Genomic DNA, 15,842 nt, shown 5'->3' with positions numbered 1-15,842 from the left:
GTCCCACGAGGGGCCCGCGCCGGCGCCCGGCCACAGGGCGGACTTGCCGGGCCCGCGGGGAACCGGGCTGCCTCACCGCTCTCCGCGCACGTACGGCACCATCAGGGCCTTCGGCGCCCGCGCGTTGCGCGCGCCGACCAGCAGGGCGGCGATGGAGAGCAGGTAGGGCAGCATCAGGAACACCTGCCCCGGCACCGCGCCGCCGGCGACCTGCTGGAGGCGGACCTGGAAGGCGTCGAAGGCGCCGAACAGCACCGCGCCGAGCAGGGCCTTGCCCGGGCGCCAGCCGGCGAAGACGGTGAGCGCGATGCAGATCCAGCCGCGCCCGGCCACCATCTCGAAGAAGAAGGCGTTGAAGGCCGACAGCGTCAGGAAGGCGCCGCCGACCGCCATCAGGGCCGAGCCGGCCACCACCGCGCCGAGGCGCAGGCGGTGCACGTCGATGCCCTGCGCCTCGACGGCGGCCGGGTTCTCGCCCACCGCCCGCACCGCGAGGCCGAGCGGCGTGCGGGCGAGGAACCACGCCAGCACGGCGACCACCCCGAGGGCCAGCAGCGTCAGGGCGGTCTGGCGAAACAGGATCGGGCCGATCACCGGCAGGTCCGACAGGACCGGGATGTCGAGGGGCGCGAAGGGCACGATCCGGGGCGGGGTCGCGGCGCCCGGCAGGGCGAGGCGGTAGCCGAAATAGGCGGCACTCGTGGCGAGCAGCGTGACCGCGAGCCCGCTGACGTGCTGCGACAGACCGAGCTTGACGGTGAGCCCGGCGAGCAGCAGCCCGACCAGCGCGCCGGTGACCGCCGCGACCGCGACGCCGCCCCACAACCCGGCGCCGAGATGCACCGCGAGCCAGCCGGTCATCGCGCCGGCGGTCATGATGCCCTCGATGCCGAGGTTGAGCACCCCGGCGCGCTCGCACAGGACGGCGCCGGCGACGCCGAAGATCAGCGGCGTGGCGATGCGCAGCGCGGCGGCCCAGAACGAGACGGTGAGGAGGATGTCGAGGGCGGCCTGCATCGGCGTCTCACGCGGGTCTGCGGGCGAACAGCAGGCGGTAGCGGGTGAGCAGCCCCGCGACCAGCACCGCGATCAGCGCCATGGCGACGATCAGGTTGGCGATGTAGCTCGACACCCCGACCGCCCGGCTCATCGAATCGGCGCCGACGAACACCGCGGCGACGAACAGGGCCGCCGCGACGGTGCCGAGCGGCGACAGGCCGGCGAGCATGGCGACGACGATGCCGGCATAGCCGTAGCCCGGCGACAGGTCGGCGGCGAGGAAGCCCTTGACGCCGGCCACCTCCCCGGCCCCGGCGAGCCCGGCGAGCGCCCCCGACAGGGCGCCGACGCCGAGCAGGGTCGCCCGCACCGGCAGCCCGGCGAAGCGCGCGGCCGGCGCCGAGGCGCCGACCGCCCGGATGGAAAAACCCGCCACCGTGCGGGACAGGACGACCTGCACCAGGGCGGCGGCGGCGAGCGCCACGAGGAGCCCGGCATGGAGACGGGTGCGCTCCACGAGCTTCGGCAGGGCGGCGGCGTCGACGAGCGGCTCGGATTGCGGCCAGCCGAGGCTCATCGGGTCCTTCATCGGGCCCTCGATCATCATCTGGACCAGGAGCAGGACGACGAAGTTGAGGAGCAGCGTCGTCACCACCTCGTCGGCGCCGAGCCAGACCCGGGCCAGCGCCGGGCCGAGCATCGCCGCGGCTCCGGCGAGCGCCCCGGCGCCGAGCACCAGCGGGATCATCAATGCGGGCGGTCCCTCGACCGCGCCGGCCCCAACGGCGACCGCGGCGAGCGCCCCGAGATAGAGCTGGCCCTCGGCGCCGATGTTGTAGAGCCGGGCCCGGAACGCCACCGCGGCGGCGAGCCCGGTGAGGATCAGCGGCGTCGCCCGTGTCAGGACTTCCGCCAGCGCGAAGGGCGAGCCGAGCGCCCCCTGGATCATCGCCGCGTAGGCCCGCCCGACCGGCGCGCCGGCGGCGGCGAGCGGGATCGCCGCGAGCAGCAGCGAGGCGAGCGCCGCCGCGACCGGCACCGCGAGGCGGAGCGCGGCGGGGGTCTCGGTGCGGGGCTGGAGGCGGATCACGGTGCGGGCGGCTCCGGGGGAGAGCCCGCGACCATACAAGAGCCGGGCCGCGCGGGCGTGGCGCGGCGGTCACGGTGGTGGGGCTTGTGGGTGGGGGGCGGCTCGCGATCGCAGCGCCCGCGTCGTCCCGGCTGCCCGCTGCCGATGTCCCGCATCCAGTCGGAACGACGACGAGCCGGCCTCCTCGCCCGACGCGCCGGCTCGGCGGTCGTCCTCGCACCAGTGGCAGTCCTGTCCAGCGATGGTCGACGGACCGGCAGGTCGGCAGGGATCGCCGCCTCCATTGGAGCGGTGCTGGGATGTTGCCAAGGCCGGTCGTGGCGAGGCGCGAAACGGAGAAGCTTGTCTGATCGGTTGCTGTCGGCGTTACGGCTAGTGCTTGGCGAAGGATGCAGCGTCAAAATTTCGTATTGGATAATGAAAATACATTTTCATTTTTGAAGTACTTTACGTCACTGGCTTCGCATGCTCGATACCAAGCTGCGCGCTCCCTGATTCGGAGGCGTCTTTCATTTCGACGACAAAAATTATCTCTATCAAGGAGGGCACGATGGCGTCGATTATTGGACAGAACGGCAATGACACACTGACCGGCACAGGCGACGCAGATCAAATCCTCGGCGGAGGCGGGAACGATGTTATCTATGGCCTCGATAAGGATGACTATATCCAGGGCGATGGCGGGAACGACACAATCTACGGCGGCGACAATGATGATGTGATTTTCGGCGACTCTCCGACTATCAATGTCAGTGAAGCGGGCCTCAACGTCATCTATGGTGGCGCTGGAAATGACGCCATATGGGTTGGGATTGCCGGCGACACGATGTATGGAGAAGGCGACGACGACTCCTTCTATGTGAGGGGAACATCAGGTCCCTCTCGATACGATGGAGGAAGTGGTGATAATAAAATATTCATAATGGATTTTGCCAACTACAACCCCGATCATTCTCAGCATGTAACACTTCGCGTTAGTAGCATGAATTATATCCAGCATATCGTGAATCTCAGTGGCAAGGCCGCCTACATCGAAACGATCGGTGGCAGTCTCGATCTAACCAAGACCAATCTGGTCGATATTACCCTCATCCAGGGACAGGACGATGCCGACAACATCAAGGGCAACGTCATCTACGATACCGCCACGAACTCCTACCGTGGTGCGATCATCCAAGGGGGCAATAACAACGATACGATTGCGGGATCGAGGTTGGACGACACGCTGGCCGGCGACAACGGGAACGACGGCGTCAGTGGCGGAGACGGCAACGATTACATCACCGGTGGGACCGGACAGGACACGCTCATCGGCGGCGCCGGGTTCGATCGCCTCTTCGGCGGCGCGGGGAGCGACCTTCTCGCCGGGCAGGCGGGAAACGACGAACTGACCGGCGGCAGCGAGTCGGACCTGTTCTACTTCAACCTGAACGGCGGGCAGGACATCATCACTGACTTCCAGAACGGCGTCGACAGGATCGCGCTCGGCTCCGACATCACCAACATCAACCTGTTCACGTTCCAGGGTCATGCGGCGCTGCAACTGACGGCCGGGTCGAGCGCATCCTCGACCTACGTGCTGCTGCAGGGCGTCACCGCAGCCCAGATCGACGGCAGCGATTTCCTCTGGACCTGATCGAATCGCTGGTCGAGCGAGGCCCGGACCCTCGGGACTCGCGATGCCGAGGAGCGACGGGTGTCAGAGATGCCCGACGCTCTTCCTCAGATCGGCCACGAAGCGCTCGTGGTACTCGCTCCACGACGCGGTGTAGTGGGTCGCCGTCGAGTCGTACGCCTCGATCTGGATCGACGAGCCGTTCATGATGAACTGCGCGTGCCGCTTCTCGCGCTGGTCGCCGGTCACCGTCAGGTGCGTGCCGTCCGCGAAGCGCAGCGTGGCCGGGATCCCCTCGGCGATGTCGAGCGTCAGCCGGTCGGTCGAGCCCCTGAACGACACCACCGCGTTGCCGTCCTGGTGGCTCACCTCCACGTCGCCGGCACCGTAGCCCGGCCCGACCTCGACCGTGAAGGCGGAATCGGCCTGGATGTGGTCGTGCCCGTCGCCCTGGTCGAACACCACCGTCGTGTCGGTGCCCGCCAGGATGATGCGGTCGTCGCCGGTGCCGCCAGTGAGGCGGGAATGCGATCCGGCCTGGATCACGTCGTCGCCCTCGCCCGCATCCACCGTCGCGTACCCCGCCGTCTGGGCGGTGGTCGCCGAGCGGTCGGCGACGAAGATGAGGTCGTCGCCGCGCCCGCCGTCGATGGTCGAGTTGCCCATGGTCTGGACGAGGTCGTTGCCGTCGCCGGCGGTCACGGCGGCGTAGTCGTAGACGCTGATGCGGTCGCTGCCGCTGCCGCCATCCACCGTCACGTGGTCATAGCCGCGGATGACGTCGTCGCCGCGCCCGGCATCGATCGTGGAATAACCGGAGGTCTTGATCGCGTCGTCGCCGTCGCCGCCGCTCGCCGTGGAATAGTCGTAGGTCTCGATCGTGTCGTTGCCGTCGCCGCCGCTCACCGTGGCGTAGCCATTGGCTCTGATCAGATCGTCGCCGTCGCCGCCGGTCACGTTTCCATAAGCGGAGACGTCGATATCGTCGTCGCCGCGCCCGCCGTTCACCGTGGCGTAGTTCCACGCGGACACGATGTCGTCGCCGTCGCCCGCCTCGATGGTGGCGTGGTTCTGGGCCATGACCACGTCGTCGCCACTGCCGGCATCGATGAAGGCGTTGTTGGTCGCGAAGATGAGGTCGCGCCTCGCCGTTCCGGTGACGGACGCGCCGTCGATGAGCGCGGCGATGATGCTGGCGTTGGCCTGCCGGAACGGACCGCCCGGCGGTTCGAGGTAGCGGGCCATCTCCACGCTCGCCCCCTGGCTCCGGGCGTGGACCGCGTCCGCGATCCGGCGCAGGATGAAGAGCGCCGCGCTGTTGACGGGCGAGAGGCTGGTCATCGGAGAACTCCCTGGTTTCGGCGATGGGGCCGCCATGCCCGTGCTGCAAGCTGCCCGGTGCGGCCGCCGGAATCCTCAAGGGAACATCGCCAAGGATGCTGTTCGTGCTCGCAGAATCAGTCTATCGAAGGGAGATGCACGGTTGATTAACAAGCGATTTTTTCTTGGATCCTGAATCGTGAAGCCTGCATGCGCTTCATGTGATGTTTTATGCTATCCAGATGACGATTGCCGGCGGTCCGGGCCAGTATTGGAGGGTCCTGGTGCGTACAGGCGGGTCGCCGGCCGCGATCGTGGCCGGACGAAGACGGGCGGATGTGGCCGGAATGACAGTGCCGGGCCGTTCTGCAGTGGTCATTCCACTCCCGGCGGCTGTCGGGTGCGGCCGTTTCCGGATCCCCGTGCCTCGCCAGCCGCCACCGGCCATGACGATTTGCGCCTCCGGGCGTCCGGTGATTGGATCCCTCCCCGGCCACGCGAGGGAGGCACCGCCATGACCGCCAGGAGCACGACCAGGAACACGATCTGCCTGTGGTACGACACCGACGCCGAGGCCGCCGCCCGGTTCTACGTCGCGACCTTCCCGGACAGCGCGATGGGCGCGGTCCACCGGGCTCCGGGCGACTACCCGTCGGGACGGGCGGGCGACGTGCTGACGGTCACGTTCACGGTCGCGGGCCTCCCGTGCCTCGGCCTGAACGGCGGGCCGGCCTTCCGGCACAGCGAGGCGTTCTCGTTCCAGATCGCCACCGACGATCAGGCCGAGACCGACCGCCTGTGGGACGCGATCGTCGGCAACGGCGGCCAGGAGAGCGCCTGCGGCTGGTGCAAGGACCGCTGGGGCGTGTCGTGGCAGATCACGCCGCGGGTGCTCACCGACGCGCTCGCGGCGGGCGGCGAGGAGGCGAAGCGCGCCTTCGCGGCGATGATGACCATGCGCAGGATCGACGTCGCGGCGATCGAGGCGGCCCGGCGCGGGTGATGCTGCGGGTGCCGTACCCGCCCGCCCGAGCCGCGATCACGCCGCCTCCGCCCCCTGCCCCGCCATCATCAGCCCGACCCGCGCCCGGTCGAGCCCGTCCGCCGGCATCGCCTCCGACAGCCGCGCCTGCGCCATCACGGCGATGCGGTCGGAGAGCGCGAACACCTCGTCGAGATCCTCCGAGATCAAGACGATCGCGGCGCCCCGCGCGCGGGCGGCGAGCAGCCGGCGGTGGATCTCCGCCACCGCGCCGACGTCGAGGCCGCGGGTCGGTTGGGCGGCGAGGATCAGGCCGGGCGCCTCGTCGAGGACCCGGGCGAGGATCGCCTTCTGCATGTTGCCGCCCGACAGGAGCCAGATCGGCGTGCCCGGGGCGGCGCCGCGGATGTCGTAGTCGCGGATCGCGGCCGTCGCCCGCTCCGTCATGGCGCGCAGGCGCAGCAGGCCGGCGCGCTGGAACCGGGTGCGGACGCCCTCGATGGCGACGTTCTCGGAGAGCGTCATCCCGGCCACCGCGCCCTCGTGATGGCGGTCCTCCGGGATGCGGCCGATGCCGGCGCGCACGAAGGCGCCCGGGTCGAACCGGGTCACCGGCCGGCCGTGCAGGCGCATCGTGCCGGCGCTGGGCCTCGCGAGGCCGCAGAGCAGCCGGGCGAGCGCCGCCTGGCCGTTGCCGGCGACGCCCGCCACCCCGACGATCTCGCCGGCGCGCACGGTCAGGCTCACGCCGTCGAGGCTCTGGCGCACCCCCTCACCCGCGACGCCGACGCCCGAGAGCGCCAGCACCTCGGCGCCCGGCGTGCCGGGCGTGCGCCGGGAGGCCGCGACCTCGCGCCCGACCATCAGGGCGGCCAGCCCGGCGCGGTCGGCGCCGGCGGTCGGCCGCTCCGCCACCTTGCGCCCGCCGCGCAGGACCGCGACCCGGTCGCTGCTGGCCACCACCTCGCCGAGCTTGTGCGAGATGAACGCCACCGCGAGCCCGCCGCGGGCCAGCGCCCGCAGCGTCGCGAACAGCCCGTCGCTCTCGGCCGGGGTCAGCACCGCGGTCGGCTCGTCGAGGATCAGCACCCGCACGTCGCGGTAGAGCGCCTTGAGGATCTCGACCCGCTGGCGCTCGCCGACGCCGAGGCGCCCGACCGGCACGTCGAGGTCGACCCGCAGGCCGGATTCCGCCATCAGCCGGTCGAGGCGCCGCCGGGCCGCCGCCCGGCCGGAGCGCGGCCGCCTCAGCGGCTCGGTGCCGAGCACCACGTTGTCGAGCCCGGTGAGCGCGTCGGCGAGGGTGAAGTGCTGGTGGACCATGCCGATCCCGGCCGCCAGCGCCGCCCGCGGCCGGCCCGGCGGCAGCGCCACGAGGGCGCCGGACGTGTCCGCCACCCGCACGCTGCCCGCATCGGCGGTGTAGTGGCCGAACAGGATGTTCATCAGCGTGGTCTTGCCGGCGCCGTTCTCGCCGAGCAGCGCCAGGATCTCGCCCCGGCGCAGCTCCAGGTCGATGCCGTCGTTGGCCGGCACCCCGCCGAAGCGCTTGGTGATGCCCCGCATCTCGAGGACGACGGGGCGGGCGGCGTCGCTCACCGCTCAGGCCGTCGATTTCGGCTCGGAATCGTTGACCGCCACCGTGAAGGTGCCGGCGCGGATCTCGGCCTCCTTGGCCTTCACGGCGTCGATCACCGCCTGCGGCACCAGCTTCGGGTCGAGGGGGGCAAGCGAGCAGCCGCCCCTGGCCATGTTGCTCCACGGGCCGTAATCCTCGGCGGTCCAGCTTCCGTCGATGACCTTGCCGACCGCGCGGTCGATCGTCGGCTCCATGTGCCAGAGCGCCGAGGCGATCACCGTGCCGGGATACTGCCCGGCGGTGTCGATGACGTTGCCGACCGCCTTGACGCCGCGCTCCTTGGCGGCGTCCGAGACGCCGAACCGCTCGGCGTAGAGCACGTCGGCCTTGCGCTCGATCATCGCGAACGCGGTCTCCTTCGCCTTGGGCGGGTCGTACCAGGAGTTGATGAACGAGACCAGGAACCTGACGTCCGGATTGACCGACTTCGCCCCGGCCATGAAGGCGTGCATCAGCCGGTTGACCTCGGGAATCGCGTAGCCGCCGACCATGCCGATGACGTTCGACTTGGTCTCGCGCCCCGCCACCATGCCGGTGAGGTAGGAGGCGTCCTGGATGTAGTTGTCGAACACCGAGAGGTTCGGGCCTTGCGCCGGGAACGACGAGCCCATCAGGAAGGCGGTGGTCTTGTAGTCGCCGGCGATCTTGCGGGCCGGCCGCTCCAGGCCGAACGCCTCGCCGATGATGAGGTCGCGCTTGCCCTCGGCGTATTCGCGGATCACCCGCTCGGCGTCGGTGTTGGCGACGTTCTCGGAGTAGGCGTAGGTGATGTCGCCGCGCTGCTCCGCCGCCTTGAGGGCGAGATGGATGCGGCTGATCCATTGCTGCTCGATCGGCACCGAGGCGACCAGGGCGACCGCGACCGGCCGCGCCTTGGCGGCAGCCCGGGCCGGACTGCCGAGGGCTGCCCCGACCAGCGCCGCCCCGCCCCCGGCCAGCAGGGTCCTGCGGCTCGTGCCCCTCCGTGCCTCGTCCATCGCCAAGCCTCTTCGCCGTCGCGCGGCACCTTTGCCGCAGTGCCGCGAAGCGACCACGGCGCGCGACCGGGCGCAAGCACAACCGGCCGCGGATGGACCGATTTCCCGTGGCATCGGGGCGCGCGGTCGCCCTCCGGTCAGCGTCCCCCGATCGCCCGCGCCGCGGTTTCGAGCTGTCGCTGGACGTTGCCGATCTGGCTGACGACGTTCTGGCGGGTGCAGGCGCCCACGGTCATGCCGTAGTAGAACAGGCCGCTGTCGCGCTGGTTGCGGCAATCGACGTAGTTCGGGATCACGGTGGCGCCGCCGATCGCGAGGGCGAGCAGCAGCAGCTTCAGCACCCTGACGAGGGATCTCGGCAGGAACAGGAAGCCGCCGCGGGGGCGGGCCGGAGCCTGCTCGGGCTGGATGAAGATCCGGACGTCGCCGCCGCCCCGGCGGGCGAGGCGGCGGATCGGGTCCTGGTCGTCGCCGAGTTTGCCGAAGTCCCGCATCGTCCGTCCCACGCTCACGTGCACGGCATCGTGTCGCGGCGGGTCTTAAGCTTTCCTCTCCCCGATCGCGGAATCCCGGGCCCGAAGATCTTGGCGACGCTACGTCACCCTGCGGAACCGCCGCGAAAGCGGGCGACGAGGCGGTGCCACAGGCGCTCGATCGCGCGGGCCGCCCGCTCCAGCCACGGCTTGAGGCCCGGCACGTCCTCGGCGATGAGCGCGAGGCCGAGCGGCAGCATCCACAGGCCGAGGACCGGCAGGAAGGCGAGCAGCCCGCCGACGACGAGCAGCAGGGCGGCCGGGATCCGGGCCCACAGCCGAGACGGCTCGCGCAGCCACGCCACCGCGGCGTGGAGCCGGTCGGGCAGCTTCGCCAGCCCCCGCTCGACCCGTGCGTCCCAATCCTGCGCCGTCGCGTCCGTCATGCCGTCTCCCTCCGTGGCCGCCCCTCCAACGCCGGGACGACGGATCCGGCTCCCGGCGCCCTCGGCCGCGCCGCGCCGCCTTGCCGCGCCGCCACGCCGCCTTGCCGCGGCGCCGGCTGCGACTTAGGTCCGGTGGCATGGAGACTCCCGGCGAAGCAGGCGGTGGAGCGTCGTCGGACCCGGTGCTGCGGGTCCGCGTCCTGCCCGACCTCGCGCAGATTCCGGCGGCGGAGTGGGACCGCTGCGCGCTCTCGGCGGAATCCCTCGCGGGCGCCGGCGAGAGCCACAACCCGTTCGTCACTCACGCCTTCCTGTCGGCGCTGGAGGAATCCGGCTGCGTCGGCGGCCGCACCGGGTGGCGCCCGGTCCACGTCGCGGTCGAGCGCGACGACCGCCTCGTCGGCGTCGCGCCGTGCTACCTCAAGACCCATTCGCAGGGCGAGTACGTGTTCGACTACGGCTGGGCCGACGCCTTCGAGCGCGCCGGCGGCAGCTACTACCCGAAGCTCCAGGTCAGCGTGCCGTTCACCCCGGCCACCGGCCCGCGGCTGCTGATCGCCCCCGGCGAGGACCCGGCGACGGCGCAGGCCGCCCTCGTCGCCGGCCTGCGGGCGCTGCGGCGCGAGACCCGCGCCTCGTCGATCCACGCGACGTTCCTGCCGCAGGTCCAGGCGCAGGCGGCGGAGGACCTCGGCTTCCTGCACCGGATCGACCAGCAGTTCCACTGGGACAATCCCGGCTACGCCAGCTTCGACGACTTCCTGGCCGCCCTGGCCTCGCGCAAGCGCAAGGCGATCAGGCGCGAGCGCCGCGACGCGCTCGCCAACGGGATCACGGTCGAGTGGGTGACCGGCGCCGACCTCACGGAAGCGCACTGGGACGCCTTCTACGACTTCTACCGGGATACCGGCTCGCGCAAGTGGGGCCGGCCCTACCTCAACCGCCGCTTCTTCTCGCTGATCGGCGAGCGGATGCCCGACCGCATCCTGCTGGTGATGGCCCGGCGCGCCGGGCGCTACGTCGCGGGCGCCATCAACCTCGTCGGCGACCGGGCGCTCTACGGCCGCAACTGGGGCTGCATCGAGGAGCATCCGTTCCTGCATTTCGAGGTCTGCTACTACCAGGCGATCGACTTCGCGATTCGCCACGGCCTCGCCCGGGTCGAGGCCGGCGCCCAGGGCGAGCACAAGCTCGCCCGCGGCTACCGCCCGGTCATCACCCACTCGGTCCACGACATCGCCGACCCGTCCCTGCGCGCGGCGGTCGCCGACTTCCTGCGCCGGGAGGCCGCCGCCGTCACCGAGATCGCCCACGACCTCGACGCCGCGACCCCGTTCCGCCGCGGCGACGGGGCGTGCCGGGGCGAGGAGGAGTAGCGGTCCTCCGCTCCGGGCCCCCAAGGGCCGCCGTCGGTCATTGCGGAAGCCTCCCGGCCGGAGGGGCGATGCCTCCGGATTTCATGTCCCCAGCCTGCGCGGCGCATGAGCGAAGCCGAAATCCGCATTGCGACGGCGATCCGTCGGGATCGCCCGAAGCCGTCGATCGGATGGCGTATGAGTTGCGCACCGGCTTTGCCGTCCCTTGCGGACGAAACGAGGCGGCGGCTTTCTGCTCCCGTCGCAGCCGTGGAAGGCGATCTTCGTCCTAGCGCGGGTCCCCCTCTCCCGAGTGGGAGAGGGGACAGGGGTGAGGGTGGCTCGAGGTCAGAATCAAGCACCGACCGTCGAGCTGGGCAGCTCAACCGTTCGTGATGGATCCTGAACCGTCTCCACCCTCACCCCTACCCCTCTCCCACCCGGGAGAGGGGATCCCGCGCCAAAATTATACTTTTGGATCAAGTTCTTGTAGGCATTTTCCATTTATCGGCCGGGAATCGCATGATGCCGCCGCGAGGCTCGTTGACGTCGGCCGCGCGCCGCAATAAATGATGTGTATCATTTATTGCGGCCTCAGGGGGCGCGAGGAGACGGCCGATGGACACGCGATGGATGCTCGTTCCCGCCGCGCTGGCGCTGGCGGGGTGCTCGCCGGGCGAGACCGCGGTGGCGCCGCAGCCGCCCCTGGTCCAGACCGTCGAGGTCGCGCCGGGATCCGGGGCGATCGCGCGCTACACCGGCGTCGTCCGGGCCCGCACCGAGAGCAACCTCGGCTTCCGCGTCGGCGGCAAGATCTTCGAGCGACTGGTCGATCCGGGCCAGCACGTCGCGCGCGGACAGCCGCTGATGCGCCTCGACCGCACCGACTTCACCCTCGCGCTCAACGCCGCCCGCTCCTCGGTCGAGGCCGCCCGGGCCCAGATGGTCAAGGCCCGGGCCGACGAGGAGCGCAGCCGCAAGCTCGTCGGCGAGGGCTGGACCTCCCGCCAGACCTACGACCAGAACAAGGCCGCGGCGGACGCGGCGGCGGCCCAGTTCGCCGCCGCCGAGGCCCAGGCGAGCCAGATCGAGAACCAGGCCGGGTATTCCGAGCTCCAGGCCGATGCCGACGGCGTGGTGATGGAGGTGCCGTCCGAGCCCGGCCAGGTGGTCGCGGCCGGCCAGACCGTCGTCCGCCTCGCCCGCGACGGCGCGCGCGAGGCCGAGGTGTTCCTGCCCGAGGCGAGCCGGCGCCTCGCGACGGGCGCCGCCACCGCGACGCTCTACGCCGAGGGCGAGACGACGTATCCGGCGCGGCTGCGCGAATTGTCCGCCACCGCCGATCCCGCGACGCGGACCTACCGCGCCCGCTACATCCTGTCGGGCGGCGGCGAGGGCGCGCCGCTCGGCGCCACCGTGACGCTCCGGCTCAGGCCGGCCGAGGACGGGCGCGCCGCGTCCCTGTCGGTGCCGCTCGGGGCGCTGTTCGACGCCGGGCAGGGCTCGGCGGTCTGGAAGCTCGACGCCGCGACCGGAACCGTCGTCGCCCAGCCGGTCGCCGTCGCCCGCCTGTCCGAGGAGAGCGCCGAGGTCGCGTCGGGCCTGAGCCCGGGCGACCGGATCGTCGCCCTCGGCGCCCACCTCTTGAAGCCGGGCCAGGCCGTGCGTCAGGCTCCGTCCAGCATGACGGGAGTGGCGGCGCGATGAGCGGCTTCAACCTCTCGGCGCTGGCGGTCCGCGAGCGGGCCGTCACGCTGTTCCTCATCCTGGCGCTCACCGGCGCGGGCGTCTTCGCCTTCCAGAGGCTCGGGCGGGCCGAGGACCCGGCCTTCACGGTCAAGACGATGGCGGTCTCGGCCGCGTGGCCCGGCGCGACCACCGACGAGATGCAGCGTCAGGTCGCCGACCCGCTCGAGAAGCGCCTGCAGGAACTCGTCTACTACGACCGCGTCGAGACCACGGTCCGGCCCGGCCTGATGCTGATGAAGGTGTTCTTCAGGGACTCGATGCCCCCGGCCCGGCTGCAATCGGAGTTCTACCAGGCGCGCAAGAAGCTCTCCGACCAGGCCTCCGGCCTGCCGCGCGGCGTGCTCGGGCCCCTGTTCAACGACGAGTTCTCGGACGTCTACTTCGCCCTCTACGCGCTCCAGGCCAAGGGGCTGCCGCACCGCCACCTCGTGACGCGGGCCGAGGACCTGCGCCAGCGCCTCCTGCGGCTGCCCGGCGTCGAGAAGATCAACATCCTGGGCGAGCAGGCCCAGAAGATCTTCGTCGAGATCTCCTACCAGCGCCTCGCCACCCTCGGCATCACCGGCCAGCAGCTCCTGGCCTCCCTCGCCAACCAGAACGACGTCACGCCGGCGGGCTTCGTCGAGACCACCGGCCCGCGGGTGTATCTCCGGCTCGACGGCGCCATCGACGGCCTCGACGCGATCCGCGAGCTGCCAGTCGCGGCCGGCGACCGCAGCCTCAAGCTCGGCGACATCGCCGAGGTCAGGCGCGGCTATGAGGACCCCAAGACCTTCGCGATCCGCAACGACGGCGAGCCGGCCCTGATGCTCGGCCTCGTGATGAAGCCGGGCTTCAACGGCCTCACCCTCGGCGCGGCGCTGAACGCCGAGGAGGCGGCGATCCATCGCGAGCTGCCGACCGGCATCGGCTTCACCAAGATCACCGACCAGGCGAAGGTCATCGACGACGCCATCCACGAGTTCATGGTGAAGTTCTTCACCGCGCTCGGCGTGGTGATCGTGGTCAGCCTCGTGGCGCTCGGCCTGCGGGTCGGCATCGTGGTGGCGCTTGCGGTGCCGCTGACGCTCTCCGCGGTGTTCGTCGTGATGATGGTGACGGGGCGCGACTTCGACCGCATCACGCTGGGCGCGCTCATCATCTCGCTCGGGCTCCTCGTCGACGACGCGATCATCGCCATCGAGATGATGGTGGTGCGCATGGAGGAGGGCGCCGACCGGATCTCGGCCGCCACCTACGCCTGGAGCGCCACCGCCGCGCCGATGCTCACCGGGACGCTGGTCACCATCGCGGGCTTCCTGCCCGTGGGCTTCGCCGCCTCCACGGCGGGCGAGTATGCCGGCAACATCTTCTGGGTGGTCTCGTTCTCGCTCGTCATCTCGTGGATCGTGGCCGTGACCTTCACGCCGTATCTCGGCGTCAAGCTGCTGCCCGACATCAAGCGGGTCGAGGGCGGGCACGACGCGATCTACGCCACGAAGAACTACGAGCGCCTGCGCCGGATCGTGCGGCTGTCCGTCGACCACAAGTGGATCGCCGCGGGCATCACCGTGGCGCTGTTCGCCGGCGCGGCGGCGGGCATGGGCAAGGTCGAGAAGCAGTTCTTCCCGAATTCCGAGCGCGCCGAGCTCATCGTCGAGGTGACGCTGCCGACCGGTTCGGCCTTCGCCACGACCGAGGCCACCGTCAGGCGCGTCGAGGCGGCTCTGCGCACGCTGCCCGAGGCGCGCGAGATCACGAGCTACATCGGCCAGGGCATGCCGCGCTTCGTGCTCTCGTTCGATCCCGAACTGCCCGATCCCGCCTTCGCGCAGATCGTCGTCCAGACCGCCGATTCGCATGCCCGCGACGCGCTCCGCGGCAAGGTGCGCCGTCTCGTCGACGAGGGCGGCTTCCCCGAGGCCCGGGTGCGGGTGCTGCAGATCGTGTTCGGGCCGCCTGTCCGCTTTCCCGTCGCCTTCCGGGTGGTCGGGCCGGACCTCGACGTCATCCGCGGCATCGCCGCCGAGGTGGCGGACGCCATGGCGACGAACCCCGACATGCGCATGGTCCATCTCGACTGGGGCAACAGGACCCCGAACCAGCGCCTCGTCCTCGACCAGGAGCGCCTGCGCCTGATCGGCCTGACGCCCAAGGAAGCCGGCCAGCAGTTGCAGAGCTACCTCAACGGCACGCCCGCGACCCAGGTGCGCGAGAACCTGCGCTCGGTCGACGTGCTGCTGCGCAGCCCCGGCCCCGAGCGCCGCTCACTCGGCGACATCGGCGACCTGACGCTGGCGACGAAGGACGGGCGCCAGGTGCCGGTGTCCCAGGTCGCGCGGCTGGAGAGCCGCAACGAGGACGCGGTGCTCAAGCGCTACAACCGCGAGACCTACATCCGCGTCCAGGGCGACGTGCTCGACGGCAGGCAGCCGCCGGACGTCCACGCGCAGGTCGCCCCCCTGCTCGACCCGATCAAGGCGCGGCTGCCGCCCGGCTACCGCATCGACAATGCCGGCGCGGTCGAGGAGAGCGCCAAGGCGATGGCGTCGCTGGTGGCGGTCTTCCCGCTGATGCTGATCGTGACGCTCACCGTCATCATGATCCAGGTGCGGTCGTTCACCACGATGGTCATGGTGTTCGCCACCGCCCCGCTCGGGCTGGTGGGGGCGGTGCCGACGCTGCTGATCTTCGGGCAGCCGTTCGGCTTCAACGCGATCCTCGGCCTGATCGCGCTGTCGGGCATCCTGATGCGCAACACCCTGATCCTGGTGGACCAGATCCATCACGACCGCGAGGCGGGGCTGTCGGACTACGAGGCGATCGTGGAATCGACGGTGCGGCGGGCCCGTCCTGTCATCCTGACGGCGGCCGCCGCGATGCTGGCCTTCATCCCGCTGACCCACTCGGTGTTCTGGGGGGCGCTGGCCTACGTGCTGATCGGCGGCGTCGGCGTGGGCACGGTGCTGACCCTGCTGTTCCTGCCGGCCTTGTACGCCTTGTGGTTCCGGGTCCGCCGGCCGGATGCCGCCGCGGCGGGCTCGCGTCACGGCGTGTCCGCTCCACTGGCCGGGACGCCGGCCTCGACCTGAGGGCGCGGCCGAGCGTCCACACGAATCGCCCGCGCCGTCCCCAGGAGGGCGCGGGCGGTGCCCGGCGGGTCCGATCCCGCCCCCTCGCGGGCCCGCCGGGATTTCCTTTCGCCTCCGCCGCGCGCC

At 70.9% G+C, this 15,842-nt stretch carries 12 protein-coding genes; 5 read left to right on the top strand and 7 right to left on the bottom strand.

Annotated elements, in window-relative coordinates; genetic code table 11:
* Positions 1-72: 72 nt before the first annotated feature.
* Together EOE48_RS23405 and EOE48_RS23400 are read right to left on the bottom strand one after the other, a co-directional pair.
* On the bottom strand, positions 73-1,017 hold the full coding sequence (locus tag EOE48_RS23405) for an ABC transporter permease (protein ID WP_127733301.1): 945 nt from the start codon (positions 1,015-1,017) through the stop codon (positions 73-75).
* 7 nt (positions 1,018-1,024) lie between these two features.
* The gene (locus EOE48_RS23400) at positions 1,025-2,089 is read right to left on the bottom strand and encodes an ABC transporter permease (protein WP_127733300.1); all 1,065 of its coding nucleotides are present in this window, start codon (positions 2,087-2,089) and stop codon (positions 1,025-1,027) included.
* A gap of 550 nt (positions 2,090-2,639) precedes the next feature.
* Between EOE48_RS23400 and EOE48_RS23395 the strand changes: the two genes are divergently transcribed.
* The gene (locus EOE48_RS23395; RefSeq protein ID WP_127733299.1) at positions 2,640-3,725 is read left to right on the top strand and encodes a calcium-binding protein; all 1,086 of its coding nucleotides are present in this window, start codon (positions 2,640-2,642) and stop codon (positions 3,723-3,725) included.
* 63 nt (positions 3,726-3,788) lie between these two features.
* Here the strand turns inward: EOE48_RS23395 and EOE48_RS23390 are convergent, their stop codons facing one another.
* Positions 3,789-5,045, bottom strand: a complete 1,257-nt coding sequence (locus EOE48_RS23390) for an autotransporter outer membrane beta-barrel domain-containing protein (protein WP_127733298.1) — start codon at positions 5,043-5,045, stop codon at positions 3,789-3,791.
* 493 nt (positions 5,046-5,538) lie between these two features.
* On the opposite strand from EOE48_RS23390, the gene EOE48_RS23385 reads away from it, so the two are divergent.
* A complete protein-coding gene (locus EOE48_RS23385) occupies positions 5,539-6,027 on the top strand; it encodes a VOC family protein (RefSeq protein WP_127733297.1) in 489 nt (162 codons plus the stop codon).
* Between the two features lie 36 nt (positions 6,028-6,063).
* Here the strand turns inward: EOE48_RS23385 and EOE48_RS23380 are convergent, their stop codons facing one another.
* From EOE48_RS23380 to EOE48_RS23365, 4 genes are all read right to left on the bottom strand, one after another.
* Entirely contained in the window at positions 6,064-7,572 is a 1,509-nt protein-coding gene (locus EOE48_RS23380; RefSeq protein WP_127733327.1) for an ABC transporter ATP-binding protein, read from the bottom strand.
* 36 nt (positions 7,573-7,608) lie between these two features.
* On the bottom strand, positions 7,609-8,622 hold the full coding sequence (locus EOE48_RS23375) for a BMP family protein (protein WP_127733296.1): 1,014 nt from the start codon (positions 8,620-8,622) through the stop codon (positions 7,609-7,611).
* A gap of 137 nt (positions 8,623-8,759) precedes the next feature.
* Complete coding sequence (locus EOE48_RS23370; RefSeq protein ID WP_127733295.1) at positions 8,760-9,134, bottom strand: hypothetical protein; 375 nt, start codon at positions 9,132-9,134, stop codon at positions 8,760-8,762.
* A gap of 86 nt (positions 9,135-9,220) precedes the next feature.
* Positions 9,221-9,541 carry a hypothetical protein gene (locus tag EOE48_RS23365; RefSeq protein ID WP_127733294.1) on the bottom strand — a complete coding sequence of 107 codons (321 nt, stop codon included), beginning with the start codon at positions 9,539-9,541 and terminating at the stop codon, positions 9,221-9,223.
* 137 nt (positions 9,542-9,678) lie between these two features.
* Between EOE48_RS23365 and EOE48_RS23360 the strand changes: the two genes are divergently transcribed.
* The 3 genes from EOE48_RS23360 to EOE48_RS23350 all read left to right on the top strand — a co-directional run bounded on the left by EOE48_RS23360 (position 9,679) and on the right by EOE48_RS23350 (position 15,716).
* A complete protein-coding gene (locus EOE48_RS23360) occupies positions 9,679-10,917 on the top strand; it encodes a GNAT family N-acetyltransferase (RefSeq protein ID WP_127733293.1) in 1,239 nt (412 codons plus the stop codon).
* Between the two features lie 597 nt (positions 10,918-11,514).
* Positions 11,515-12,603 carry an efflux RND transporter periplasmic adaptor subunit gene (locus tag EOE48_RS23355; protein ID WP_127733292.1) on the top strand — a complete coding sequence of 363 codons (1,089 nt, stop codon included), beginning with the start codon at positions 11,515-11,517 and terminating at the stop codon, positions 12,601-12,603.
* Positions 12,600-15,716 (top strand): efflux RND transporter permease subunit, encoded by a 3,117-nt coding sequence (locus tag EOE48_RS23350; RefSeq protein ID WP_127733291.1) that lies wholly within the window; start codon positions 12,600-12,602, stop codon positions 15,714-15,716. The genes EOE48_RS23355 and EOE48_RS23350 overlap by 4 nt, the downstream gene beginning before the upstream one ends.
* Positions 15,717-15,842: the final 126 nt, after the last annotated feature.

The sequence above is a fragment of the Methylobacterium oryzihabitans genome (assembly GCF_004004555.2).
In the GTDB taxonomy this organism is placed as follows: domain Bacteria; phylum Pseudomonadota; class Alphaproteobacteria; order Rhizobiales; family Beijerinckiaceae; genus Methylobacterium; species Methylobacterium oryzihabitans.
Note: the sequence above shows the minus strand (reverse complement) of the source record. Positions and strands in the feature narration are given on the sequence as shown.

Excerpts from the sequence above, each read along its gene's own strand:
- EOE48_RS23405 (WP_127733301.1), bottom strand. The coding sequence starts at position 1,017 with ATGCAGGCCGCCCTCGACATCCTCCTCACCGTCTCGTTCTGGGCCGCC.
- EOE48_RS23395 (WP_127733299.1), top strand. The coding sequence starts at position 2,640 with ATGGCGTCGATTATTGGACAGAACGGCAATGACACACTGACCGGCACA.
- EOE48_RS23390 (WP_127733298.1), bottom strand. The coding sequence starts at position 5,045 with ATGACCAGCCTCTCGCCCGTCAACAGCGCGGCGCTCTTCATCCTGCGC.
- EOE48_RS23385 (WP_127733297.1), top strand. The coding sequence starts at position 5,539 with ATGACCGCCAGGAGCACGACCAGGAACACGATCTGCCTGTGGTACGAC.
- EOE48_RS23380 (WP_127733327.1), bottom strand. The coding sequence starts at position 7,572 with ATGCGGGGCATCACCAAGCGCTTCGGCGGGGTGCCGGCCAACGACGGC.
- EOE48_RS23375 (WP_127733296.1), bottom strand. The coding sequence starts at position 8,622 with ATGGACGAGGCACGGAGGGGCACGAGCCGCAGGACCCTGCTGGCCGGG.
- EOE48_RS23365 (WP_127733294.1), bottom strand. The coding sequence starts at position 9,541 with ATGACGGACGCGACGGCGCAGGATTGGGACGCACGGGTCGAGCGGGGG.
- EOE48_RS23360 (WP_127733293.1), top strand. The coding sequence starts at position 9,679 with ATGGAGACTCCCGGCGAAGCAGGCGGTGGAGCGTCGTCGGACCCGGTG.
- EOE48_RS23355 (WP_127733292.1), top strand. The coding sequence starts at position 11,515 with ATGGACACGCGATGGATGCTCGTTCCCGCCGCGCTGGCGCTGGCGGGG.
- EOE48_RS23350 (WP_127733291.1), top strand. The coding sequence starts at position 12,600 with ATGAGCGGCTTCAACCTCTCGGCGCTGGCGGTCCGCGAGCGGGCCGTC.